24 protein-coding genes are annotated in these 23,878 nt (G+C 71.5%); 18 read left to right on the top strand and 6 right to left on the bottom strand.

All coding sequences use genetic code 11. The features are described 5' to 3' along the window. The first annotated feature begins 6 nt into the window (after positions 1-6). The 6 genes from yjfF (at position 7) to ACFPIJ_RS42015 (ending at position 6,131) form a co-directional block, all read left to right on the top strand. Positions 7-996: a galactofuranose ABC transporter, permease protein YjfF gene (yjfF, locus tag ACFPIJ_RS42040; RefSeq protein ID WP_380124247.1), complete on the top strand. Its 990-nt coding sequence runs from the start codon at positions 7-9 to the stop codon at positions 994-996. Then, entirely contained in the window at positions 993-2,597 is a 1,605-nt protein-coding gene (locus tag ACFPIJ_RS42035; RefSeq protein WP_380124245.1) for a ribulokinase, read from the top strand. The genes yjfF and ACFPIJ_RS42035 overlap by 4 nt, the downstream gene beginning before the upstream one ends. Further along, a complete protein-coding gene (locus ACFPIJ_RS42030) occupies positions 2,594-3,268 on the top strand; it encodes an L-ribulose-5-phosphate 4-epimerase (RefSeq protein ID WP_203852328.1) in 675 nt (224 codons plus the stop codon). The genes ACFPIJ_RS42035 and ACFPIJ_RS42030 overlap by 4 nt, the downstream gene beginning before the upstream one ends. After that, positions 3,265-4,746, top strand: a complete 1,482-nt coding sequence (gene araA / locus ACFPIJ_RS42025) for an L-arabinose isomerase (RefSeq protein ID WP_380124243.1) — start codon at positions 3,265-3,267, stop codon at positions 4,744-4,746. The genes ACFPIJ_RS42030 and araA overlap by 4 nt, the downstream gene beginning before the upstream one ends. 34 nt (positions 4,747-4,780) lie before the next feature. Next, positions 4,781-5,182 (top strand): VOC family protein, encoded by a 402-nt coding sequence (locus ACFPIJ_RS42020; protein WP_380124241.1) that lies wholly within the window; start codon positions 4,781-4,783, stop codon positions 5,180-5,182. A 121-nt stretch (positions 5,183-5,303) separates the two neighbouring features. Further along, positions 5,304-6,131 carry an alpha/beta hydrolase gene (locus ACFPIJ_RS42015; RefSeq protein ID WP_380124239.1) on the top strand — a complete coding sequence of 276 codons (828 nt, stop codon included), beginning with the start codon at positions 5,304-5,306 and terminating at the stop codon, positions 6,129-6,131. Here ACFPIJ_RS42015 and ACFPIJ_RS42010 read toward each other — a convergent pair. Then, positions 6,118-7,185 carry a lysylphosphatidylglycerol synthase transmembrane domain-containing protein gene (locus tag ACFPIJ_RS42010; RefSeq protein WP_380124237.1) on the bottom strand — a complete coding sequence of 356 codons (1,068 nt, stop codon included), beginning with the start codon at positions 7,183-7,185 and terminating at the stop codon, positions 6,118-6,120. The genes ACFPIJ_RS42015 and ACFPIJ_RS42010 overlap by 14 nt on opposite strands. A 275-nt stretch (positions 7,186-7,460) precedes the next feature. On the opposite strand from ACFPIJ_RS42010, the gene ACFPIJ_RS42005 reads away from it, so the two are divergent. Beyond that, a complete protein-coding gene (locus ACFPIJ_RS42005; protein ID WP_380124235.1) occupies positions 7,461-7,679 on the top strand; it encodes a hypothetical protein in 219 nt (72 codons plus the stop codon). Between the two features lie 46 nt (positions 7,680-7,725). Then, a complete protein-coding gene (locus ACFPIJ_RS42000; protein WP_380124233.1) occupies positions 7,726-8,193 on the top strand; it encodes a hypothetical protein in 468 nt (155 codons plus the stop codon). A gap of 2 nt (positions 8,194-8,195) precedes the next feature. Here ACFPIJ_RS42000 and ACFPIJ_RS41995 read toward each other — a convergent pair whose 3' ends face one another. After that, a complete protein-coding gene (locus ACFPIJ_RS41995; RefSeq protein ID WP_380124231.1) occupies positions 8,196-8,684 on the bottom strand; it encodes a hypothetical protein in 489 nt (162 codons plus the stop codon). Positions 8,685-8,827: 143 nt separating this feature from the next. Between ACFPIJ_RS41995 and ACFPIJ_RS41990 the strand changes: the two genes are divergently transcribed. Further along, the gene (locus ACFPIJ_RS41990; RefSeq protein WP_380124229.1) at positions 8,828-9,184 is read left to right on the top strand and encodes a tetratricopeptide repeat protein; all 357 of its coding nucleotides are present in this window, start codon (positions 8,828-8,830) and stop codon (positions 9,182-9,184) included. 266 nt (positions 9,185-9,450) lie between these two features. Here the strand turns inward: ACFPIJ_RS41990 and ACFPIJ_RS41985 are convergent, their stop codons facing one another. Both ACFPIJ_RS41985 and ACFPIJ_RS41980 read right to left on the bottom strand, forming a co-directional pair. Next, positions 9,451-10,806, bottom strand: coding sequence for a hypothetical protein (locus ACFPIJ_RS41985; RefSeq protein ID WP_380124227.1), 1,356 nt, complete (start codon positions 10,804-10,806; stop codon positions 9,451-9,453). A gap of 184 nt (positions 10,807-10,990) precedes the next feature. Then, positions 10,991-11,341: a hypothetical protein gene (locus ACFPIJ_RS41980; RefSeq protein ID WP_380124225.1), complete on the bottom strand. Its 351-nt coding sequence runs from the start codon at positions 11,339-11,341 to the stop codon at positions 10,991-10,993. A 246-nt stretch (positions 11,342-11,587) separates the two neighbouring features. Between ACFPIJ_RS41980 and ACFPIJ_RS41975 the strand changes: the two genes are divergently transcribed. From ACFPIJ_RS41975 to ACFPIJ_RS41965, 3 genes are read left to right on the top strand one after another with little or no spacing between them, the layout of a single operon-like run. Further along, entirely contained in the window at positions 11,588-12,967 is a 1,380-nt protein-coding gene (locus ACFPIJ_RS41975) for a family 43 glycosylhydrolase (RefSeq protein ID WP_380124223.1), read from the top strand. 13 nt (positions 12,968-12,980) lie between these two features. After that, on the top strand, positions 12,981-14,426 hold the full coding sequence (locus tag ACFPIJ_RS41970; RefSeq protein ID WP_380124221.1) for a glycoside hydrolase family 43 protein: 1,446 nt from the start codon (positions 12,981-12,983) through the stop codon (positions 14,424-14,426). Next, positions 14,426-16,219, top strand: coding sequence for an alpha-galactosidase (locus ACFPIJ_RS41965; protein ID WP_380124219.1), 1,794 nt, complete (start codon positions 14,426-14,428; stop codon positions 16,217-16,219). Before ACFPIJ_RS41970 ends, ACFPIJ_RS41965 begins: the two co-directional genes overlap by 1 nt. Positions 16,220-16,263: 44 nt before the next feature. Here ACFPIJ_RS41965 and ACFPIJ_RS41960 read toward each other — a convergent pair whose 3' ends face one another. Together ACFPIJ_RS41960 and ACFPIJ_RS41955 are read right to left on the bottom strand one after the other, a co-directional pair. Next, a complete protein-coding gene (locus tag ACFPIJ_RS41960; RefSeq protein ID WP_380124217.1) occupies positions 16,264-17,925 on the bottom strand; it encodes a sensor histidine kinase in 1,662 nt (553 codons plus the stop codon). 174 nt (positions 17,926-18,099) lie between these two features. Continuing rightward, complete coding sequence (locus ACFPIJ_RS41955; protein ID WP_380124215.1) at positions 18,100-18,798, bottom strand: response regulator transcription factor; 699 nt, start codon at positions 18,796-18,798, stop codon at positions 18,100-18,102. Between the two features lie 104 nt (positions 18,799-18,902). On the opposite strand from ACFPIJ_RS41955, the gene asnB reads away from it, so the two are divergent. From asnB to ACFPIJ_RS41925, 6 genes are all read left to right on the top strand, one after another. After that, positions 18,903-20,768 carry an asparagine synthase (glutamine-hydrolyzing) gene (gene asnB, locus ACFPIJ_RS41950; RefSeq protein ID WP_380124213.1) on the top strand — a complete coding sequence of 622 codons (1,866 nt, stop codon included), beginning with the start codon at positions 18,903-18,905 and terminating at the stop codon, positions 20,766-20,768. 135 nt (positions 20,769-20,903) lie between these two features. Further along, positions 20,904-21,455: a GAF domain-containing protein gene (locus tag ACFPIJ_RS41945; RefSeq protein WP_380124211.1), complete on the top strand. Its 552-nt coding sequence runs from the start codon at positions 20,904-20,906 to the stop codon at positions 21,453-21,455. A 468-nt stretch (positions 21,456-21,923) separates the two neighbouring features. Further along, a complete protein-coding gene (locus tag ACFPIJ_RS41940) occupies positions 21,924-22,286 on the top strand; it encodes a hypothetical protein (RefSeq protein ID WP_380124209.1) in 363 nt (120 codons plus the stop codon). After that, the gene (locus ACFPIJ_RS41935) at positions 22,283-23,125 is read left to right on the top strand and encodes a hypothetical protein (RefSeq protein WP_380124206.1); all 843 of its coding nucleotides are present in this window, start codon (positions 22,283-22,285) and stop codon (positions 23,123-23,125) included. Before ACFPIJ_RS41940 ends, ACFPIJ_RS41935 begins: the two co-directional genes overlap by 4 nt. 17 nt (positions 23,126-23,142) lie before the next feature. Next, entirely contained in the window at positions 23,143-23,301 is a 159-nt protein-coding gene (locus tag ACFPIJ_RS41930) for a hypothetical protein (RefSeq protein ID WP_380124203.1), read from the top strand. A gap of 22 nt (positions 23,302-23,323) precedes the next feature. Then, positions 23,324-23,833 carry a YfbM family protein gene (locus ACFPIJ_RS41925; RefSeq protein WP_380124263.1) on the top strand — a complete coding sequence of 170 codons (510 nt, stop codon included), beginning with the start codon at positions 23,324-23,326 and terminating at the stop codon, positions 23,831-23,833. Positions 23,834-23,878 lie beyond the last annotated feature (45 nt).

Here is a 23,878-nt window from a genome sequence, read left to right as displayed (position 1 = left end):
GACGGCATGAGCACCACATTCGAAGTCTTGCAGAAGCGGGTGATCCGCAGGCCGCAGCAGCGGCACATCCCGGTCCTGGCGACCCTGGCACTGCTGTGCGTCATGTACGGCGCCGGCGTCGTGCGGTACACCGGCTTCAGCGACACCCAGATCGTGCTCAACGTCTTCATCGACAACGGCTTCCTGCTCGTCGTCGGCGTCGGTATGACCTTCGTGATCCTGACCGGCGGCATCGACCTGTCGGTCGGCGCGGTCGTCGCGCTCACCACGATGATCTTCGCGTCACTGGTGCGGGCCGGCTGGTCGCCGATCGCGGTGCTGCCGGTGGTGCTCCTCGTCGGCGCCGTGATCGGGCTGGCGATGGGCAGCATCATCCACTTCTTCGACATCCAGCCGTTCATCGCCACGCTCGCCGGCATGTTCCTCGCCCGGGGCCTGTGCTACGTCATCAGCACCGAGGCGATCCGGATCGACAACGCGCTGTGGACGTCCCTCGCGGACTACAAGATCCGCTTCGGCGGGTTCCACATCTCGTGGAGCGTCGTCATCGCACTCGTCGTGGTGCTCGTCGGGGCGTACGTCCTGGCGTACACCAGGCTCGGCCGCAACATCTACGCCATCGGCGGCAACCAGCAGTCGGCGCTGCTCATGGGCCTGCCCGTCGGGCGGACGAAGATCGCGGTCTACACCATCAGCGGGCTGTGCTCCGCGCTCGGCGGGGTCCTGCTGACCTTCTACACCTCATCCGGCTACGGGCTGCACGCCCTCGGCATGGAGCTCGACGCGATCGCCGCCGTCGTCATCGGCGGGACCGTCCTCACCGGCGGCTCAGGCTTCCTGTTCGGCACCGTGCTCGGCGTCCTCGTGCTCGGCCTCATCCAGACCATCATCACGTTCGAGGGCACCCTCAGCTCGTGGTGGACCAAGATCGTCATCGGTGCGCTGCTGTTCGCGTTCATCGTGTTGCAGCGGGCCGTGGCGCGGAGAACCTCATGACGAAATATGTAGTCGGGGTCGACTACGGCACCCTCTCGGGACGGGCCGTCGTGGTCCGGGTCGACGACGGCACCGAGGTCGGCACCGCCGTCCACGAGTACCGTCACGGCGCGGTCGAGCGGACCCTGCCGGCCACCGGTGAGGCACTGCCGCCGCACTGGGCGCTGCAGATGACCACGGACTGGGTCGACGTGCTCCGCCACGCGGTGCCCAAAGCCCTGGAAGGCATCGACCCGACCCAGGTGGTCGGCATCGCCACGGACTTCACGGCGTGCACGTTCCTGCCGGTGCTCGCCGACGGCACGCCCCTCGGCGACGTCCTCCCCGACAGGCCCCACGCCTACCCGAAGCTGTGGAAGCACCACGCCGCGCAGCGCCAGGCCGACAGGATCAACCGGCTCGCCGGGGAGCGGGGGGAGGGCTGGCTCAGCCGGTACGGTGGCAAGCTCTCCTCGGAATGGCAGCTGGCGAAGGCGCTGCAGGTGCTGGAGGAAGACCCCGACGTCTTCGCGCGGGCCGAGCGTTTCATCGAGGCCGCCGACTGGATCGTGTGGCAGCTGACCGGGGTGGAGACCCGCAACGCGTGCACCGCCGGATACAAGGGCGCCTACCAGGACGGCGGGTACCCGTCCCGGGAGTTCTTCGAGGCACTGCACCCCGGCTTCGGCACGTTCGTGGACAAGGTCGACGGCCCGCTGTCGCCGCTCGGCGGGCTGGCCGGCCGGCTCACCGCCGAGGCCGCCGCGTGGACCGGGCTGCCGGAGGGCATCGCGGTCGCCGTCGGCAACGTCGACGCCCACGTCACCGCGCCCGCCGCGCAGGCCGTCGAGGCGGGCCAGCTGGTCGCCATCATGGGCACATCCACGTGCCACGTGATGAGCGGCGCCACCCTCGCCGACGTGCCCGGCATGTGCGGCGTCGTCGCCGACGGGATCATCCCCGGCCTGTACGGCTACGAGGCCGGCCAGTCCGGCGTCGGCGACATCTTCGGCTGGTTCGTCGACTCCCTGGAAAGCAGCCTGACGCACGACGAGCTCACGGCGAGAGCCGCGGCGCAGCGCCCCGGACAGCACGGCCTGGTCGCGCTGGACTGGCACAACGGCAACCGGTCCGTCCTGGTCGACCACCACCTGTCCGGCGTCATCGTCGGGCAGACCCTCGCCACGAAGCCGGAGGACCAGTACCGGGCGCTGATCGAGGCGACCGCCTACGGCACCCGCACCATCGTGGAGACCCTCGAGACCGCCGGCGTGCCGGTGACCGAGTTCATCGCCGCGGGCGGCCTGCTCAAGAACACGTTCCTCATGCAGCTCTACAGCGACGTGCTGCGCCGCCCGATCAGCGTCATCGACTCCGAGCAGGGCCCGGCGCTCGGCTCGGCGATCCACGCCGCGGTCGCCGCCGGCGAATACCCGGACGTGCGGGCCGCCGCGGCCGCGATGGGCAAGGTCAAGCGGGCCGTCTACACGCCCGACGAGGCCGCCGCCGACGTCTACGACCGACTTTACGCCGAGTACCAGCAGCTGCATGAGTACTTCGGAAAGGGCGGCAATGACGTGCTGCACCGCCTCCGCGACCTGCGCGAAGAGGTGGCCCAGTGATCGAGGCGATCAAAAAGGAGGTCTGCGAGCTGCACCGCGAGCTGATCCGCTGGGGCCTGGTCACCTGGACCTCGGGCAACGTCTCGGCTCGCGTCCCCGGTGAGGACCTGCTCGTCATCAAGCCGTCGGGCGTCTCCTACGACGAGCTGACCCCCGACGCGATGGTGATCTGCGACCTCGACGGCAGGCTCGTCGAGGGGGCGCACGCGCCGTCCAGCGACACCGAGGCGCACGCGTACGTCTACCGGCACATGCCGCACGTCGGCGGGGTCGTGCACACGCACAGCCCGTACGCGACGGCGTGGGCCGCGCGGGGCGAGCCGATCCCGTGCTCGCTCACCGCGATGGCCGACGAGTTCGGCGGCGACATCCCGATCGGGCCGTTCGCCCTCATCGGCTCCGACGCGATCGGCCGCGGCATCGTCGAGACGCTGACCGGGCACCCGTCGCCGGCGGTGCTGATGCTGCAGCACGGCCCGTTCACCATCGGCGCCACCGCGAAGGCCGCCGTCAAGGCGGCGGTCATGTGCGAGGACGTCGCCCGAACCATGCACTACGCCCGCCAGCTCGGGTCCGTCGACCGGCTGCCGGACCAGGCCGTCGCGTCGCTGCACGACCGCTACCAGAACGTCTACGGCCAGCCCCAGAGCGGGCAGAGGAGCACATCATGACGCACGAGGTCTGGTTCCTGACCGGCAGCCAGGGGCTGTACGGCCCCGAGACGCTCGACCAGGTCGCGGCCCAGTCGAGGCAGCTCGCCGCGACGCTGGACGAGTCGCCGGACATCGCGGTGCGCGTGGTGTGGAAGCCGGTGCTGACCAGCGCCGGCGACATCTTGAGGACCTGCCTGGAGGCCAACGCCGACCCGCAGGTGGTGGGTGTCGTCGCGTGGATGCACACGTTCTCGCCGGCCAAGATGTGGATCTCCGGCCTGGACGCGCTGCGCACGCCGCTGCTGCACCTGCACACGCAGGCGAACGTCGCGCTGCCGTGGGCGGACATCGACATGGACTTCATGAACCTGAACCAGGCCGCGCACGGCGACCGCGAGTTCGGCTACATCCAGTCCCGGCTCGGGGTGGCCCGCAAGACCGTCGCCGGGCACGTCACCGACCCCCGCGTCACCGCCCGGATCGGCGCCTGGGCGCGGGCCGCGGCCGGCTGGACCGAGATGCGGTCGCTGCGGCTGGCCCGCTTCGGCGACAACATGCGCGACGTCGCGGTGACCGAGGGCGACAAGGTCGAGGCGCAGTTGCGCTTCGGGGTGTCGGTCAACACGTACGGCGTCAACGACCTCGTCGAAGCGGTCGACGCGACCCTCGACGCGGACGTGGAAAACCTGGTCAAGGAGTACCACGACACGTACCGGGTCTCTGATGCCCTGAAGAGCGACCGGGCGGACTCGCTGCGCTACGCCGCCCGCATCGAGCTCGGGCTGCGCACGTTCCTGGACGCGGGCGGGTTCAAGGCCTTCACCACGAACTTCGAGGACCTCGGCGGGCTGCGCCAGCTGCCGGGCCTGGCGGTGCAGCGGCTCATGGCCGACGGGTACGGCTTCGGCGGCGAGGGCGACTGGAAGACCTCGGTCCTCGTGCGCACCCTGAAGGCCATGTCCCCGGGCGGCGGCACGTCGTTCATGGAGGACTACACCTACGACCTGACCCCGGGCAACGAGGTCATCCTCGGCGCGCACATGCTGGAGGTGTGCCCGAGCATCGCGCTGGACACCCCGTCGTGCGAGATCCACCCGCTCGGCATCGGCGGCCGCGAGGACCCTGTCCGGCTCGTCTTCGACGCCACCCCCGGCCCCGCCGTCGTCCTCGGCCTCGCCGACCTGGGCGAGCGGTTCCGGCTCGTCGCCAATGAGATCGACGTGGTCGCCCCGACCGCGCCGCTGCCCAAGCTTCCCGTCGCCCGCGCCGTGTGGAAGCCCCGGCCGGACCTGTCGACGTCGGCCGAGTCGTGGCTCACCGCGGGCGGTCCGCACCACACGGTGTTGTCGTTCGCCGTGGGTACCGAGGAGCTTCAGGACCTCGCGGACATGACAGGCACCGAACTGCTCGTCATCGACGGCGACACGACGGTCCGGCAGTTCGCCAAGGAGGTCCGCTGGAATCAGGCGTACCATCGCCTCGCGCGGGGCTTCTGAGAAAACGGGTTGCCGGATCTGGTGAGGTGGGTGCATGACCGTACGAATCAGGCACATCACCGTCGACTGCGCGAAGTGCTACGACCTCTCGCTGTTCTGGAGCGCCCTCACCGGCTTCCGTGAGAACCCCGACGACCCGAACCTGCCGGAGCACGTCCAGGCCGCGATCGAGGCCCCGGACGGCTCGGCCGCGATGTTGTTCGTCGAGGTGCCGGAGGGCAAGGCCGGCAAGAACCGCATCCACCTCGACCTGCAGCCCACCGATGCCACCCGGGACGAGGAGGTCCAGCGGATCCTCGGGCTGGGCGCCACCATCGTCGGGGACTTCCGCAAGGAGGACGGCACCGGCTGGGTCACCATGGCCGACCCCGAGGGCAACGAGTTCTGCGTGGAGCGCAGCGCCACTGAACGCGCAGCTGGGCGCGCCGCGTCCTGACCTGTCCCTGCGCCGTTTCTTGCGGGCGGCGCAGGGACAGCCGCCGCCGGCCCGGCCACTGCCGCCGGTCGCGCCGTGGCAGCCGCTTGCTTCACGCTCGTTCAGGGCGGACGATGCAGCCATGCAGCGCGAGGAGCACAGCCTCACCGGTGGCGGCGGGGTCCGCATCGTCTACGACGCGTGGACGCCGGCAGACGTCGACGGTGTCGTCGTGCTCTCCCACGGCATGGGGGAGCACGCCCGGCGCTATGACCACGTCGTGGCCCGGCTCGGCGAGCTCGGCCTGGCCGTCTACGCCCCGGACCACCGCGGCCACGGCCGCTCCGGCGGCAAGCGGATGTATGTGCGCAGCATCGATGAGTACACCGCCGACCTGCACCTGCTCTTCGGCGAGGTCACGACCCGCCACCCCGGCCAGGTCCCGTTCCTGCTCGGGCACAGCATGGGCGCCATGATCGCGCTCGCCTACGCGCTGGAGCACCAGGCGTCGCTGCGGGCCCTCGCGCTGTCCGGCACGCCGGTCGTGCCCGGCTCGGGCATCGGCAAGCCGGCGATCGCGGTCGCGAAGGTCCTCGGCCGGGTCGCGCCCGCGACCCCCGTGCAGGCCCTGGACTCGAAGTTCATCTCCAAGGACCCGGCGGTCGTCGCCGCCTACGACGCCGACCCGCTCGTCTACCACGGCAAGGTCCCGGCCGGCGTCGGCGGCGCCATGCTCACCACGATGGGGATGTTCCAGCGCCGCCTGCCGGAGCTGACCCTGCCCACGTTGGTGCTGCACGGCGCCGAGGACCGCCTGGTCGACGCCGCGAGCAGCCGCCTCATCGCCGACACCGCCGGTGCACAGGACCTCACCGTGCACATCTACGAGGGCCTGCACCACGAGGTGTTCAACGAGCCCGAGCGCGACCGCGTCCTCGACGACCTGGTCGCGTGGCTCAAGGCGCACTGACGTCCCGGTCGGGCGTCGGCGGCGACGAGGCCGGTGCGCTGCCCGGACGCCGCAGGATCACCGCGGCTGCCCCGCCGAGCGGGATCAGCAGCCAGCAGGACAGCAGCCGGTAGAGCAGCACGGCCGCAGCCGCGGTGATCGCCGTCGCGCCCGACGCGGTCAGGCCGGCGACCAGGGCGGTCTCGATCACGCCGATGCCGCCCGGCGACAGCGGCACCTGCCGCACGATCTGGACGCCGAGGTAGATGCCGGCGAGGGTCGGCAGGTTCACCGGCAGGCCCAGCGCGTGGGTGCACGCCGCCAGACAGGCCAGGTCCGTCAGCCAGTTCACCGCCGCGTACCCGACCACGGCCCACCAGTCCCGCGCGCGCAGCCCGGCACCGGCCCGCCACGCGTCCCGGGCCGAGGCGAGCAGGCGCTGGACGTACCGTTGCAGCCGCCCCTGCCGCTCCGGCTGCTCGCGCCGCTCGGATTCGTGGTCGTCGAACAGCCGGCGGCCGACGACGACCGCGAGGGCCGTCAGCGCGACGATCGCCACGACGACCGCCAGCGGCCGCCAGGTCAGCGACGTGGTCGTGCCGTACGCGAGCAGTGCCGCCCCGCCGGCGGCGTAGATGAGGGCCAGGCCGCCGATCGACGCCAGGCCGGAGACGATCGCGGTGACCGCGCCGATCTCCTTCGGCGCGCCGGCCCGCTCGTACTCCCGGATCGCATACCCGGTGGAGACCGCCGCGCCGGCCGGCACGGAGATCGAGATGGCGGTGCGGGCCAGGGTGATCGCCAGCACGCGGCGGCGGCGGATGCGGGTGCCGAGGACCGCGAACAGGTATTGCTGCTGTCCGGCGAACGCGACGATCGACCCGGCCTGCAGCAGCACGGCGAGCGCGACCCAGCCGTAGCCGGCCCCGCTCAACGCGGTCAGCAGCTCCTGGGGGTCCGGCAGCCGCCCGCGCAGCCCGATCGCGGCCAGGACCAGCACCGCGACGACCACGAGCAGCAGGCGCAGCCAGCGGCTCCGCCAGGTGCCGGGAGGCGTGGCGTCCGGCGGCTGCATCGTCTGATCCTCCCAAACCGCGCGAAGTGCACGGCCCGCACCCCCTTCGCCGATGACCGGCAACGATCATCCAGCGATGCTGACCGATCAGCTGTCGTCCGGGCGGCCACCGGGCGGCGACCGCCGCGATACCGCCCGGCCGGGTCGCCGGTCGGGACGTCCACCTGGCCGAGTGCTGCTGTAACTAATCGGTTTAGCTGCTGTCAGGCCGCAGATTCGAACGTTAGGGTCGGGTGCATGCAAGTGCTGCGATCCGATGCAGAAACGGGTGCGCCATGACGGCGGACAGGGCGGTCATCGTGTTCGACGAACGCGACTACCGCTACGGCACCGGGCCGCTCCGGCTGCGGGTCGAGGCCGTGGACCGCGCCGGCGCGGTCACGCTCGACGGTGAGGCGTGGCTGCCGGTGCGTGGCGTGCGGCTGCGCAGCGACGGGACCGAGGTCGGCCCGGTGCAGGTGCTCGTCCGGGCGGCCCAGCTCCCGCCGGGGTGACCTCCGGGACTTGCCGGAATGTCGATCCGACCTGATGATCATCGCTATGCCCTCGCGTGCCCGCTCCTCGGCGATGAAGGTCGCCGTCGCCCTGCTCGTCCTGCCGCTGCTGCTCGGCTGCGGCTGCTGCGCCCTGCCGGGCCTGCTCTTCGACGAGATCTTCGGCGGGTCGCGGCACACCTTCACCGAGCAGGACCTGGTCGGCGACTGGACCAGCGACTGCGGCGGCACGGTGAGCATCCGGGCCGACGGCACGGCCACCGTCATCGACCTGCCGATCCACCGCACCCGCAACGACGCCGGCGAGCTGGTGGAGACCAAGGCCGCCGGTGAGTACAACTGGCACATCGAGCCGGAGACCGACAACACCGACCAGGAGGTCCGCTTCACGACCCCGCCGTACGACGAGGAGATCTTCGCCGCCCACGCGGAACGTGACTGGACCAGCTTCGACGACCTCGAGTACTACCTGTCGACGCCGAGCGAACCCATCTACTGCAGCCTGGACAAGTGACGTCAGGGCCGCCAGGTGAAGGTGGTGCGGTCGCCGGCCGCGGCGCTCGTGCCGTTGCCCGTCGTCACCAGCACCTGCCCGGCGCCGGCCGCGTGGGCGGGCACGGTCAGGGTCAGCCGCTCCGCTGACGTGACGACGAACGGGACGGTGACCCCGGCGACGGTGACCCGGGTGGTGCCGGTCTTCTGCGAGATCCAGTCCCTCGACGTGCGGAACAGGTCCACGAACGGCCACTCGGTCGTCCAGTCGACCGGCGCGTTCAGGTTCACGCCGAGCGACGGCGTGGCCGCCTTGGCCGGGCTCGTCGCGGCTGTGGTTGCCGCTTTGGTGGTTGCCGCTTTGGTGGTGGCTGCCGCTGTGGCGGGGGTTTCCGCTTTGGTAGGGGTTTCCGCTTTGGTGGGGGTCGTCGCGGCGGCGTGGGCCGGCACTGCGGGCAGCATCGCGGCGGCAGTGAGCACGACGGCCGCGATCCGGGCAGGCACACGCGTCATGGGACCTCGTCGGTGTTCGGCAGGGACAGGTCCGTCCAGATTCGGCGGCGGATGGTGGTGTACGGGCACCGCAAGGGTTGTCCTCGGGTTGCTCTGGAATGCGGGACGGAATGCGGGGACGGCCGGCGCCGTTGCACTCGTTCATGAACGACGTCATGGCTGAGTACCGCAGGGGAGTCCTCTACTTCGACGCCGGCGACCCGATCGAGGCCGCGAAGATCCTCACCACCGTCCTGGACGAGGAGCCCGGCAACGCGGAGGTGCGGCTGTGGCTGGCCCGCGCCTACTTCGCCTCGGCGCAGCTGCACCGTGCCGAGACGCATCTGCGCGCCCTGGTGGACCGCGACCCGACCGACCACTACGCACACCACCTGCTGGGGCGCACCCTGGAGCGGCAGAACAAGCCGCGCGAGGCGCTGCCGTTCCTGCGCCTGGCCGCAGCGATGGCGACCGTCCCCGACTACGCCCAGGCCGTCCAGCGCGTGGAGGGCACCTGCTGACCCCTGGGGCTGGTTGCCGGAGCGCAATGACCACCAGGAGTTCAGCAGCTACGATGCGTAGATGACCGACAAGTTATTTTTTCGGTTGTGCTAGTGTCTAAAGAGCAGTGCGGCGACACGGGCCACAGGTGTGAGCGGTGGTTCCAGCGTCGCCGCGGCGGTCTTGCCTGCCGGCGACGCTGACGCACTGTTGAGCAGGCCAGCACGTGGGCAGCGTCAGCACGTGGGCAGCGTCGCCGGCAGGCAGCGTCAGCACGTGGGCAGCGTCAGTGAAGCAGGCCGGCACGCGGCAGCTCGGTGCGGCGGGGTGCCGGGAGCAGGGCGGTGATGAGGGCGAGGAACGCAACGACGGGGAGCCCGCTCCTGACACCGTCGAGGACGTCGTCCCAGTCGACCGGCCTGCTCCACCAACTGCCGTCCGTCCACCCGGGCGGCGTGTCCTGATAGTGCCGCGAGGACAGGGTGGAGCGTTCGGCCCGGCCGTATTGCTCGCCGAACCGGGCCTGCTGCTTCAAGTTGGCCTGTTCGTTCAGGAAGTCGTGCATCTCCTGCTCGTCGAACGTGATCGTCATCGGATAGCCGGGCTCGATCTTCACGTGGGGCTCGGGCCCGCGGGCGACCTCGCTCAGCGTGGCCGCGTGCCACGCCTGCGCCGAGTGCGGTGGCTCGGGGGTGTACCGGTCATCCCCGCCCCGCGTCCAGGCGACCGGCACGGCGAGGACGACGAGCGCGGCCGCGGCGAGTGCCACGCCCCGGCGACCCGGTCGGCGCAGGTTCAGGCAGGCGACGATGGTTGCGGCGAGCATGGCGAGGACGATCGGCACGGTGGCCAGGAACAGCCCGACGCGGTCCGGGGATGCGGTGAGGGGCAGCTGCCCGTAGGTGTCCGGCTCCCACATCGGCCCGGTCGCCAGCAGCAGCACCAGCGTGGTGACCGCGACGCCACCGGTCAGGGCGAGGCGGGCCCGCCACCGTCCGGCCGGGCGGCGCGGCCGGACGGCCGGCGCCTCGGGGACCGTGCCGTGCGGCTCAAGCACCCCGAGGTCGAGCATCGGAGGCGTCCCGTGTGGGTCGAGCACGGAAGGCGTTCCGTGTGGGTCGAGCACCGAAGGCGTTCCGTGTGGATCGAGCACGGAGGGTGCGCCCGCGCCGGTGGCCGGCTCTGCCGGGGGTGCTGTGGAGTGGGAGTGGAGGTCGAGCACCCAGGTGCGCCGGTCTTCGCGCCAGGCACCGAACCGGGCGTGCAGCGCGCGTAGCCGTTCCTCGGCGCCGTGCTCCGGGAGCAACGCGGCCGCCGACAGCCCCACGACCGCGACCGTGAGCAGCACCGCCTCGACCAGGACCTGATCGTCGTCCGCCGGAGCCCCGGCCAAGAAGAACGACCAGCCGCCGTGGTACTCCACCTCGGCCACCAGCAGCACCACGGCCGTCAGCCCGGACAGCAGGGCGAGGCTCCGGAGGGTGCCGGTCGCTGCCCGTACCGTGGCGGAAAAGGCCACCACGAGCAGCGACGCCGCCGCGAGCGTTGCCGACCACGGCACGGAATGGTGGGTGAGCAGGCCCCCGACGTGCACCGAAGCGAACGCGAGGACCGACCACTGTGACGCGTTGTCGACCAGCACGCCGGCGATCTTGCCATCGGACCGTCGACCTCGTTGTCGGCCGTACAGGTGGCATGATCGCCGACCGCCGTCAGGGAATCAGCCGGAACGCCCGGTGCACCACGCGGAAGTCCTCCGGCACGACCGGTTCGTCGGGCCGGCCGGTGTGGTCGACCACCTGCTCATGACGGGGTGTGAACAGGCGTCAGCGGCCCTGCTCGTCGCGGAGGCGGCGGGTCTCCCGGTTCAGCTGGTTGGTGCGGGCCTGCATCGCCTCGAGGTCGAAGCGCGGGTCGCCGGCGAGGTCGAAGATGGCCTTCAGGGTGGACGGGTCGTACTTCACCTGGACGACGTCGGCCTCGACCGGTTTGCGCTCGGCGATGTAGAACGCCTGCCGGACGTGAGCCTGGAACGGTGCGCGGTCCTCGGGCCGGACCTCCAGCACGAAGTCATAGCGGGGCTTCTCGTTGGAGCTGAAGGTGGAGTGTTCCTTCGCGGACAGCACCAGTGCCGGTGCGGTGTGGCCGTGCTTGCGGATCCGGCGGTTGTCGAACATGGCTGCACTGTATTGATCATTTCGGGCCGACGGTTGTCGGTGTTGTGACTCGCCCGTTCTGCGAGCCGTTCCATGAGCCGTTCCATGAACCAGGCTGTGAGCGATCACAGCGTGCCGATCTGGCAGTCGATCGACGGAGTTCTTGACAGTGCAGTCATCGGCGTCAACACTTTGTCACATCCACGAAACATCCAAACACTTCCACATGTACGGGAGCATTGTGAGCGCTCACATTCAGCAGGGCCGATGCGGATAGCCGCGGCGCTGGCGCTGTGCGTGACCGCGGCGGGTGTCGTCGTCGTGGTGACCGCCGGGCCGGCCGCCGCGGCCACCGTGCCCACGGGTGCCGTGTCCCTCGAGTCCGTGAACTACCCGGGCCGCTACGTCCGGCACCTGGACTCGCTCGGCCGGATCGACCCGGTCACCACCGCGAGCACCGCCCAGACGAAGGCGGACGCCACCTTCACCGTCGTCAACGGGCTCGCGTCGCCGGGCTGCTACTCGTTCCAGACGAAGAGCGGGCTGTTCCTGCGGCACCGGGACTTCCGGCTGCGGGTCGACGCCAACACCGGCGACGCCACCTTCCGCGCGGACGCCACCTTCTGTGCGGCGGACGGATCGGTTGCCGGGTCCGTCTCGTTCGTGTCCTACAACTACCCGTCCCGGCGGATCCGGCACCGGGACTTCGCGCTGTGGCTGGACCCGATCCAGAGCGCGGCCGACAGCTCGTTCCGCGTCACCGCCGCCTGGGCACCGAAGGCGAACCGGAACCCGGTGATCCCGGGGCTGTTCGCGGACCCGCAGATCGCCAGCTTCGGCGGCCGCTACTACCTGTACCCGACCACCGACGGCTACGCGGGCTGGGCCGGCACCTACTACAAGGCGTTCTCCTCCACCGACCTGGTCACCTGGACCGACCACGGGGTGATCCTCGACCTCGCGCCGGACGTATCCTGGGCCGACAACTCCGCCTGGGCGCCCTCGATCGCGAACCGGAACGGCCAGTACTACCTGTACTTCAGCGGCGGCCTCGCCACCGGCAACACCGCCAAGCAGCTCGGTGTCGCGGTGTCCGCCGCGCCGACCGGGCCGTTCCGCGACGCGCTGGGCCGCCCCCTCGTCGCCGCGGGGCAGTTCGCGGGCGGGCAGGTCATCGACCCGGCGGTGTTCACCGACGACGACGGCCGGTCCTACCTGTACTGGGGGCAGGGCGTCGCCCGCGTGGTCCCGCTGAACGGCGACATGATCTCCTACGACCCCGCCCAGGTCCGCACGATCACGCCGGCCGGATACAACGAGGCGCCGTTCGTGTTCAAGCGCAACGGCACCTACTACTTCATGTGGTCCGAGAACGACACCCGCAGCGAGGACTACCGCGTCGCCTACGCCACCGGACCGTCACCGGTGGGGCCGTGGACCAACCGCGGGGTCGTCCTGAGCAGAAGCGGGAGCATCCGGGGGACCGGGCACCACTCGGTCGTGCGGGCGCCCGGGACCGACGTCTGGTACATCGCCTACCACCGCTTCGCCGTGCCCGCCGGCAACGGCACCAACCGCGAGACCGCCATCGACCGGATGCAGTTCAACGCCGACGGGACCATCCAGCCCGTCCTGCCAACGCTCTGAAAGCGAGACTCCCATGCTGAAACGGATGGGCACGTTCGTCGTGCTCGCCTGCCTGATCTTCGCGTCCTGGTCCGTCACGGCACCGGGCCGGGCCGACGCGCTCGACCCGTTCACCGGCTACCTGATGGCGCACTTCACCGGTGAGACCGCCAACGGGGAGCAGCTCTACCTCGCGCACAGCAAGGACGGCCTGCACTGGACCGACCTCAACGGCAGCGCCCCGGTGCTGCTGTCCACCGTGGGCACCCGGGGCGTGCGCGACCCCGCGATCGTGCGGTCGCCCGCCGGTGACCGGTACTGGATCATCGCCACCGACCTGCGCATCGCCAGCGGCACGTCCTGGGGCGACGCGTCGAGCCGGGGCAGCACCTCGCTGGTCGTCTGGGAGTCCCGGGACCTGGTGAACTGGTCCGCCCCGTGGCTGATCAACGTCGCGGGCAGCATCTCCGGCGCCGGCGACGCGTGGGCGCCCGAGGCGATCTGGAACCCGGCCACCAACGACTACGTCGTCTACTGGGCCACGAACTCGCTCCGCAACGGGGTCACCAAGCACCGCATCTTCTACGTGCGCACCGGCGACTTCCGCACGTTCACCGCGCCGCAGCTGTACCTGGAGCGCGGCACCGGCCAGGGGGTCATCGACACGCAGATCATCGAGGTGCCCGGCAGCGTCGGCGGGTACCGGTACTACCGGGCCTCCGCCGACGGCCAGATCACCATCGAGGGCAGCAACACGATCCTCGGCACCTGGACCACCATCGGCAACCTGTCGCACCTGGGCATCTCCAACGGCGCCACCGGTGGCAACGTGGTCGAGGGTCCGATGTGGGCGCAGTTCAACGGGCGCAACGAGTGGAACCTGTGGCTCGACCAGTACGCCACCGGCCGCGGCTACATGCCGATCAGCTCGACGAACCTGGGCAGCACGCAGAACTTCCGCACCCGCACCGACTACAGCCTCGGCACCGACCGCAAGCGGCACGGCTCGATCCTCAACCTGACCGCCGCCGAGGAGACCCGGGTCCTGGCGAAGTGGGGGACCACGACGGCGGCCAAGCGGCTCCAGTCGTACAACTTCCAGGACCGCTACGTGCGCCACTCGAACTTCGACGTGCGCATCGACCCGAACGTCTCCCCGACCCAGGACGCACAGTTCCGGGTCGTGCCGGGGCTGGCCAACGCGTCCGGCTACGTGTCGTTCGAGTCGGTCAACTTCCCCGGCTACTACCTGCGCCACTACGCGTTCGACTTCGTCCTCGCCGCCAACGACGGCACGTCGACGTTCGCCGGTGACGCCACCTTCCGGCAGGTCGCCGGGCTCGCCGACGCCTCGTGGTCGTCGTTCCAGTCGTACAACTACCCGGACCGCTACATCCGGCACTCCAACTATCTGCTGAAGCTGGAGACGATCACCACCACGCAGGCCCGCGCCGATGCGACCTTCAGGGTGGTGTCGTGATGCGATTTCACTACAAAATAGCCGTCCTGCTCATGAGCGCGGCCCTCCTGGTGGTCCCGACCACGCAAGCACAGGCCTGGAACAACGGCGCCGCCAGCACGCCACCGATGGGCTGGAACAGTTACGACTCCTACAACTGGAACGTGACCGAGGCGCAGGTGAAGGCCAACGCCGACTACATGCGCGACAACCTGCGCCAGTACGGATGGCAGTACATCGTCATCGACTGGGCCTGGTACTACCCGGGCAGCGGCACCGGCAGCCCCAACCAGGACGCCAACCTGCAGCCGCGGCTGCGGCTGGACGGTAACGGCCGGCCGCTGCCGGACACCACCCGGTTCCCGTCCGCGACCGGCACCAACGGGTTCAAGCCCCTCGCGGACTACCTGCACGCCGCCGGGCTCAAGTTCGGCGTGCACCTGATGCGGGGCATCCCGCGCCAGGCCGTCGCCGACAACCTGCCGATCCAGGGCACCAGCTACACCGCGAACCAGATCGACAACACCACCACCGCGTCCTGGCTGAACCTCAACTGGGGCCTCGACATGAGCCACCCCGGCGCCCAGGCGTACCTCGACTCGCTGTTCCGGCTGTACGCGAGCTGGGGCGTGGACTACGTCAAGGTCGACGACATCGCCGCCCCGACCTACCGGCAGGGCGAGATCGAGGGGTACCGGCTGGCGATCGAGCGCAGCGGCCGGCCGATGGTGCTCAGCCTCTCGCCGGGACCGACACCCCTCGCGAGCGGCGCGCACGTGGCGGCAAACGCGCACATGTGGCGGATCGTCAACGACCTGTGGGACAACTGGGCGTCGCTGGACGCGCTGTTCGACAAGCTGCGGGACTGGACCCCGTTCCGGTCCACCGGGGCGTGGCCCGACCCCGACATGATCCCGATCGGCCGGCTCTCCAAACAGGGGCCCGTCGGCTCGCCCCGCTACTCCAACCTCACCGCGGACGAGCAGCGCACCCTGATGACGCTGTGGTCGATCAACCGGTCGCCGCTCATGTGGGGCGGCAACCTCACCGAGAACCGGGCCGCCGAGCTGGCGCTCATGACCAACGCGGCGGTGCTCGGCGTCGACCAGAACAGCACGAACAACCGGCAGCTGACCGGCGGCACCCGGCAGGTCTGGGCGGCCGACGTGCCAGGCAGCGACCACCGGTACATCGCCTTGTTCAACCGGGAGTCCGCCGCCGCGACGGTGTCGGTCAACCTGGCCGACCTCGGCATCGGTTCGGCCACCGTCACCGACCTGTGGTCCGGAGCCGGCCTCGGCACCGTCTCCGGATCCCTGTCGCGCACCGTTGCGGCACACGGCGCGGCGTTGTACCGCGTCGCGCCGCTGACCACGGTGCCGACGACCCCGTCGTACACCATGACCGCGCGGCACAGCGGCAAGCTCGCCGACGTCTACAACGGCGCCACCACCGACGGTGCGGCCGTCGTGCAGTGGGCGGCCAACGGCCAGACCAACCAGCGCTGGCAGTTCCGCGACGCCGGCGGCGGCTACTACCAGGTGGTTGGGGTCGCGAGCGGCAAGTGCCTGGACGTCAACGGCGGCACCGGCACGACCGGCGACGGGGTGCAGGTGGTGCAGTGGACCTGCCACACCGGCACGAACCAGCAGTGGCGGCTGCAGGACGCCGGCTCCGGCTACGTCCAGCTCGTCGCCCGGCACAGCGGAAAGTGCCTGGACGTCTACAACGCCGCCACGACCGACGGCGCGCAGCTCGTCCAGTGGACCTGCGGCACGGGCACCAACCAGCAGTGGCGGCGCACCGCTGTCTGACCCGCGGCCGGCGCCCGCCCCCCGTGTGCGGGCGCCGGCCCAGTTCAGGTGGCGGCGGCCGGGAACGTGCACCGGAACGTGGCGCCCTCACCGGGGGCGCTGTCGACGGTGAGGTCACCGCCGTGGTCGCGGACGATCTGCCGGGCGATGGTGAGCCCGAGGCCGCTGCCGCCGGTGGCGCGGTCGCGGGCCGGGTCGGCGCGCCAGAACCGCTGGAACACGAACGGCAGGTCGGCGGCGGCGATCCCGCAGCCGGTGTCGTGGACCTCGACGACGACCCGGTCCGCGTCGGGAAACGCGCGTAACGTCACCATGCCGCCGCGGTCGGTGTACCGGACGGCGTTGCCGATCAGGTTGCCCAGCACCTGCCGCAGCCGGTCCTGATCCGCGTGCACGGGCAGCGGGCCGGCGGTCTCCGCGGTCAGCCGGACCCCGGCGGCCTCGGCGACGGCGAGGTGCGCGACCCGGGCCGTCTCGACGAGGTCGGCCAGGTCGAGGGCGCCGCGGCGATACGCCAGGTGCCCCGCCTCGGCGAGCGTCAGGTCCTGCAGGTCGTCCAGGATGCGCCGCTGCAGCATCGCCTCGTCGTGCAGCGAGCCGAACAGGTCCCGGCTCGGCGCGACGAGGCCGTCCTGCAGCGCCTCCAGGTAGCCGAGCAGGTTCGACAGCGGCGTGCGCAGCTCGTGGGCGACGCTGGCGACCAGCCGGCGCTGCGCCTGCTCCGACGCTTCGAGGGCCGACGCCATCCGGTTGAACGACGTCGACAGCTGCCCGAGCTCGTCCCGGCCGACGGAGGGCACCCGCGTGTCGAGGTGCCCGTCGGCGAGGCGCCGGGACGCGGCGGTGAGGTCGCGCACCGGCCGGCTCACGTGCCGGGCGATGACCGCCGTGCCGAGAATGACCAGAACGAGCACACCACCGGCGGCGATGAGCCCGGACCGGCCGACGATGTTCGCCGCGTTGTCGGGGACGGCCCCCAGGTAGAGCTGCAGCGGCTCCGGCGCGAACGAGCCGACCCGCTCCCCGAACGCCCTCGTCAGGCACGGCGCCGGTTCCTTCTCGCCGCGGCAGCCGACGACGTACGACATGTCGTCCGTCTGCTCCAGGCTGACGGCTTGCGCGATCTGCTTGCCGCAGCCGCTGTCGTCGCCGCCGGTACCCTGGCTGACCGGGATGCCATAGCGGTTGGTGGTCAGCGGCGGCGGTGGCTGGAACAGGTCGGTGAGGCAGCGGGCGAACAGGACGGTCTGCCGGAACTCGGTGATGTTCTGCAGGGTCACCGCCTCGAGCTTGTAGCCGATCTTCGCCGGGTCGCCGGCCGACATGGCCCTGGCGACCTCGTCGGGCGGGAAGGTGAGCCGCGGGCGCGGGTCCACGAGGGCGGGCGAGGTGACGACCTTCCGGGCGGCGCGCCCGGCGAGGTGATCGCTGTCGACGGTCACCTGGCCGTAGAGGTTCGTCAGGCGGATCCGCTGCTGGTTGTCGGCCGACAGGCGTTGCACCACCGTGTCGATCCCGGCCCAGGTGCCGTGGTGCAGTGCGTAGGTGCGGAACGTCTCGACGGTGCTGGCCTCGCTGCGGGTCGCGGTCTGGTTCGCGTCGATGATCTGCCGGGCGGTGAGCTTGATGCTGAGCCAGGCGGTGACGCCGATTGCGGTGCCCGCGACCAGCAGCACCAGCCCGAACACCCGGAATCGGAAGCTCATGCCGTCACCTCCGCTGCGCTCCGGCGCCGACCTGAGCCAAGGCTGAGCCTCTGATTCGCGGCTCCTGCGCTGCGCTCCGGACCGCTCATGCCGTCACCTCCGCTGCGCTCCGGCGCCGGCCTGAGCCAAGGCTGAGCCTCTGATTCGCGGCTCCTGCGCTGCGCTCCGGACCGCTCATGCGGGCTCGTTCAGCCGGTAGCCGCGGCCGTACACCGTCTGCACGTAGCGCGGCTCGGCCGGATCGGACTCGATCTTGCGGCGCAGGTTGACCACGTGCGCGTCGACGGTGCGCTCGGAGACGTCGCGCTCGAAGCCGAAGACCCGGTTGATGATCTCGCCGCGGGTGAAGACCCGGCCGGGTTCGCCGGCGAGCAGCTCCAGGATGCCGAACTCCTTGGCGGTCAGCACCACCACCGCGTCCTCGACCCGGACCTCGAACCGCCCGGCGTCCACCACCAGGTCACCGACGCGCAGCACCTGCTGGTGGCCGGGGCTGCCGATGCCGGAGCGGCGCAGCAGCGCCCGGACCCGCGCGGCCAGCTCCCGCGGGCTGACCGGTTTCGTCATGTAGTCGTCGGCGCCCAGGTCCAGGCCCAGCAGCAGGTCGTCCTCGGTCGAGCGGGCAGTCACGAGCAGGATCGCCACGGTCGACTCGGCGCGGATGATCCGGCACACGTCGAGGCCGTCGACGAGCGGCATCATCACGTCCAGGACCAGTAGGTCGGGGCGGCGGGACCGGCACTGCTCGAGTGCCAGCCGGCCGTTGGGGACGGTCAGCACGCTGTGGCCGTCCCGCTCCAGGTACAGCCGGATCAGCTCAGCCTGCTTCGGGTCGTCGTCCGCGACCAGGATCCGTGCGCTCATCGCGGCCATTGTCGCGCGCCGACTGTGAAGAACCTGCGAAACCCCGGCCGGGTTTCGATCCGGCCCACGGTTCTTCATCAGTTCCCAACGACCGGCTTCCTACCTTCAGCGCCATGTGTGGATTCCTGGTGTTCGTGAGCACGGACGGCACGGTTGCGGCGGACGACCTCGCCGCCGCCCTGGACCTCATGCGCCACCGCGGCCCCGACGAGACCTCGCTGCGGGTGGACAACGGCGTGGCCTTCGGATTCCAGCGCCTGGCCATCATCGACGTGGCCCACAGTCATCAACCGGTGACCTGGGGCACCTGGACCGTGGTGTTCAACGGCGAGCTGTACAACTTCCGCGAGCTGCGCGCCGAGCTGAGCCGCGACTTCGACGCGGTCTTCGCCACCGAGGGGGAGGCGGAGGTCCTCGCGGCCGCGTTCCACCACTGGGGCCCGTCCGCGGTCCGCAAGCTGCGGGGCATGTTCGCGTTCGTCCTGCACGACCGGGCCACCGGCGCCGTCCTCGCGGCCCGCGACCCGTTCGGCATCAAACCGCTCTACCACCTGCGGACCGCGGACGGGCTGTACCTGGCCAGCGAGAAGAAGGCGCTGCTGCCGTTCGCCGGCACCGCGACCCGCGTCGACACGGCGGCCCTGTCGCACTACCTGACGCTGCAGTACGTCCCCGAGCCGGCGACCCTGCACCCGGCGGTGCACCGGCTCACCGCCGGGCACACCCTGACCTGGAAGCCTGGGGAGCAACCGGCGATCACGGCGTATTTCCGGCACGCGTTGCGGGCGTCGGCTCGGCCCGCCGAGGAAGCGATCGCCGCCGTGCGCGACGCGTTGCGCGACAGCGTCCACGCGCATCTGCAGTCCGAGGTGCCGCTCGGCGCGTTCCTGTCCAGCGGGATCGACTCGACGGCCGTCGTGGCGCTGGCGCGGGAGCAGCGTCCGGGGATCCGCACCTACACGGTGGGCTTCGACGACGAGCGCTACAGCGAGATCGAGGCGGCCACGGAGACCGCCGCCGCGCTCGGCGTGGACCTGACCGCGACCGTGGTCCACGACGCCGACGTGATCGCCGTGCTGCCCCGCATCGTGTGGCACCTCGACGACCCCGTCGCCGACCCGGCGGTCGTGCCGCTGTGGTTCCTGGCCCGCACCGCCGCCCGCGACGTGACGGTCGTGCTGTCCGGGGAGGGCGCCGACGAGCTGTTCGCCGGCTACGAGATCTACCGCGAGCCGGCCGCGCTCGCCGGCGTCGCCGCCCTGCCGACACCGCTGCGCCGCGGCCTGCGCGCCGTGTCGGCGGCCATGCCCGAGGGGTTGCGCGGCAAGAGCTTCCTGGACCGGGCCACCACGCCGATCGAGGAGCGCTACTACGGCAACGCCCGCATCTTCGGCGCGGACGAGAAGGCCCGCCTCATGCGCGGCCCGGCGGAGGCGCACACGACGGTGACGGCCCCGCTGTTCCAGGCCGCCGCCGACCTCGACGACGTCACCACCATGCAGTACGTCGACCTGCACACCTGGCTGCCCGGCGACATCCTCACCAAGGCCGACCGGATCTCGATGGCGCACTCCCTCGAACTGCGGGTGCCGTTCCTGGACCGGGCCGTCTACGCGGCCGCCGCGGCGCTGCCGACGTCGTTGAAGGTGGCGAGAACCACCAAGTACGCCCTGCGGGAGGCGATGCGCGGCATCGTGCCGGACGCCGTCGTCGACCGGCGCAAGCTCGGCTTCCCCACCCCGACGAGGGTCTGGCTGCGCGGCGACATCGGCGCGTGGGCCGGCGACGTCTTCGCCGACGCGGGCGTGGACCACCTGCTGGACCTCCGGCACGTCCAGCGCCTCCTCGCGGCGCACCGCCGCGGCGACGCCGACCATTCCCGCAAGATCTGGACCGTGTTGATGTTCTGCCTCTGGTACGGCCAGCAGAACACCCGCTCCCACGTGATTTCCGGATCCCGCGGGGAGTACACCAAGTAGTCAAGAAACTACGAAGAGTAGGCACGCGGAGCGTGACGAGATGAGCGGTGGAACGGGCACAGGCAGCTGGCGGCACGGCGGCGGCTTGCGGCGGTCGGCCGTGCCCGTGTCAACCTGGCCGGTCGGCAGCCGTCCGTGCAACGCCTCGCCGACCTGGTCGCCGGCTCGACCGGGGTGCCGGTGTCGGTCGTGTCGCTGGTCACCGCCGACAGCCAGATCATGCTCGGCGTCGCCGGCGGGGGTGCCGGCTTCGAGATCCCGCTGTCGGCGTCGCTGTGCCGCGAGGTCGTCATCACCGGGCTGCCGTTCATCGCGCGGGACGCCGCCGCCGACGCCAGGTTCGCCGGCACGGAACTGGTCGCCGTCCACGGGATCCGGGCCTACGCCGGATTCCCCGTCGCCGACGAGGACGGCCTGATCCTCGGGGTCGTCTCCGCCGCCATGCACGAACCCCGGGCGGCGGCGTCACCGCCGACGTCCGCTTCCCGCTGCGGCGGCCCTGACCGGCGCCGCGTCTACGGGGCGGGTGCCGGTCTGCGGCGGGCCCGCCGGTGGGTGCCGATGGCACCGAGGGCGCCGCAGCCCGCCACCCCGGCCACGCCGGCGGCGGTGAACGTGCCCATGAGCCCGCCGATGAAGCCCCACGGGTCCGGGCCCGTCGTGACGAACCAACCGCCCGGGTCGTAGCGGATCCGCACCAGGTCGCCGACCTTCGGCCGCGCGTCGGCCGGATACCGCAGCTCACCCCAACCGGCGAGGGCGATGTCGGGGTGCTCGTCGTCCCCGCCGTCCGCCTCGACCGCGCTGACCTGCCCGACGGCGGGCACCCCGCGGGCCGCCATGTACAGCGGGCAGACCGAGAACGCGAACCCGAACGCGAACAGCGCGAGGAACAGCCCGACGCCCCGCGACCCGACCCAGGTGTAGTCCCCGACCCGCGACGTGTAGACCCACCACCCGAGCACCGCCGAGGCGATGGCGAGGGCGATGCCGCCCACCATCCAGCCGGTCCCCTGATGCCCGCCGATCACGCCCGCGGCGCCGGCCGGCACCAGCGCCGCCGCCAACCCGACCAGGGCCCAGCCGGCCGCACGGAGGTAGTCCATCGCGGCATACTACGGACCCGGTGCGGATCGCGGTGAGGGGTGAGCGTTCGTGCGGTGTGACGTGTGCGGCGGGGAGCTGCGCGCCGGCGACGAAACGCCGTGGGGGACGTGGTGGTCGTGCGGGACGTGTTTCGCGACCGCGCTGACCCGGCCCGGCGAACCGCCGGACCTGCCACCGTTCCGGCCGCTGGGCGACCGGTGGACCACGCTCGTGGAGGAGCAGGCCGCATCGGTCGTGTGGCACGCGCTGGTGTTCTCGACCTTGACGGGCTGCGGCCGGTCCGGCGCGGGGATGGCGGCGGAGAACTTCAGCTGGAAACCCGACGACAACCGGGCGTGTGAGCGGTGCCGCCGGGTGCTGCGGACGGCGGACGCGCACTGGCCACGCGGCGTCCGCGGGCGGCCCGGATGACGGCGGGCGGGCGGTTGGTGGCCGTGGCCGACGGCCCGGCGGGGCGGTTCGCCACGATCAACGATCACGGGATCGTGTCCGTGTGGGGCGGCGCCGGCGAGCCCGTCGCGCAGTTCGGGACCGGCATCGACGCCTCCGCGTCCGACCGGATCGCGATCACGACCGACCCCACCGGGACCGGCCCGGAGATCGTCGTCAGCACCTGGCGGCATGGGGTGACCGGGTTCGACCCGGACGGCGGCGTGCGGTGGCGGCGCAGGGACATCCGTCACGCCTGCGGTGTCCGGGCGCTGCCGGTGGACGGCGGGGCGCGGCTGGTCGCCGGGGTCGTCACCGACCGCACCGGCGGGCTCGTGCTCGGTGCGACCGGCGGCACCCGCCACCGGGTGGCGCGGGCGGACCTCCTGGCCGGCTGGCCGGACGGCTCGCTGTTCGTCGCCGACCGCCACGGCACCGTCCGCCAGCAGACGCCCGGCGGGCTCACGTCCGCCGGGACGACGCACTGGAAGGAACCGCTGGGCAGCTTCGGGGTGCTCGACGCCGCAGTCGGCGACGGGGTGCTGATCGGCGGCGGCTACGGCCGGCTCACACACATCGCCCTCGACGGCACGGTCACCTGGCGGGCGCGGCTCCCGGTGCCGGAGTCGATCACGAAGGTCTCCGCGACCGGGTCCGGCTGGGTCTGCCTGAGCACCGCGGTCCGGCGGATCACCCCGGCCGGCACGATCGGCCCGCCCACCGAGGTGCCCGGACCGCCCGGCGGCTGGATCGGTTTCGCCGCCGCCGGCCGGTACCTTGTCGGCGCCGACGGCCAACTGGTCGACCTCGAACGCCGATGACGGAGACGGAATCGGGCATGCTCGCGAGGATCCGGCGGGACGCCGCGCCGGCGGAGGGGGCACGGCTGCTCGCAGCGGTCGAGTGCACGGAACCCGACGACGCCGTCGAGGACGGTGGACCCTATGGTGGGCTCGTCGGGACCTCGCGACCCGAGCGCAACCCGCTCGGGCGCTGACGACGGGGGCGCGCGCGTGGGCATGGAGCTGATCGGGCGGTGGTTGACGGCCGCCGAGCTGCGGGAGGTCCTCGACGACCCGGACGCGGTCGAGGTGCTGCTCTTCGGCGACGACGGCGACGAGGACGACGACGAAGTCGGCGAGATGCCCGAGCCGGACCTGGACCTCGGCAAGTCCTGGCACGTCGTGCAGTTCCTGTTCACCGGCACCGCCTGGGGCGTGACCGAAGGGCTGGGCGAGGCGATCCTCGGCGGTGCGGACATCGGCGAGGACGGGGGCTACGGACCGGCCCGGCTCCTCGACGCGGCAACGGTCACCAGGGTCGCCACCGCACTCGACGCCTTGGACGTCGAGACGCTCCGGAGCCGGTTCGACCCGGCCGCGATGTCGGCCGCCGAGATCTACCCGGAAGGTTGGGACTTCAGCCCGGCCGACTTCGAGGAGATCGTCCGCCCGCTGATCGGTGACCTGCGGGCGTTCTACCGCAAGGCCGCCGCCCGCGGGCAGGCGGTCCTGCTCGCCATCGCCTGACCACCACCGTCGTGGCGGTGATCACTTCGGGGTGAGTGCTGCAGA

It is taken from the genome of Dactylosporangium cerinum (assembly GCF_042653625.1).
Lineage (GTDB): Bacteria > Actinomycetota > Actinomycetes > Mycobacteriales > Micromonosporaceae > Dactylosporangium > Dactylosporangium cerinum.
This window is presented reverse-complemented; position numbering and strand designations above follow the sequence as displayed.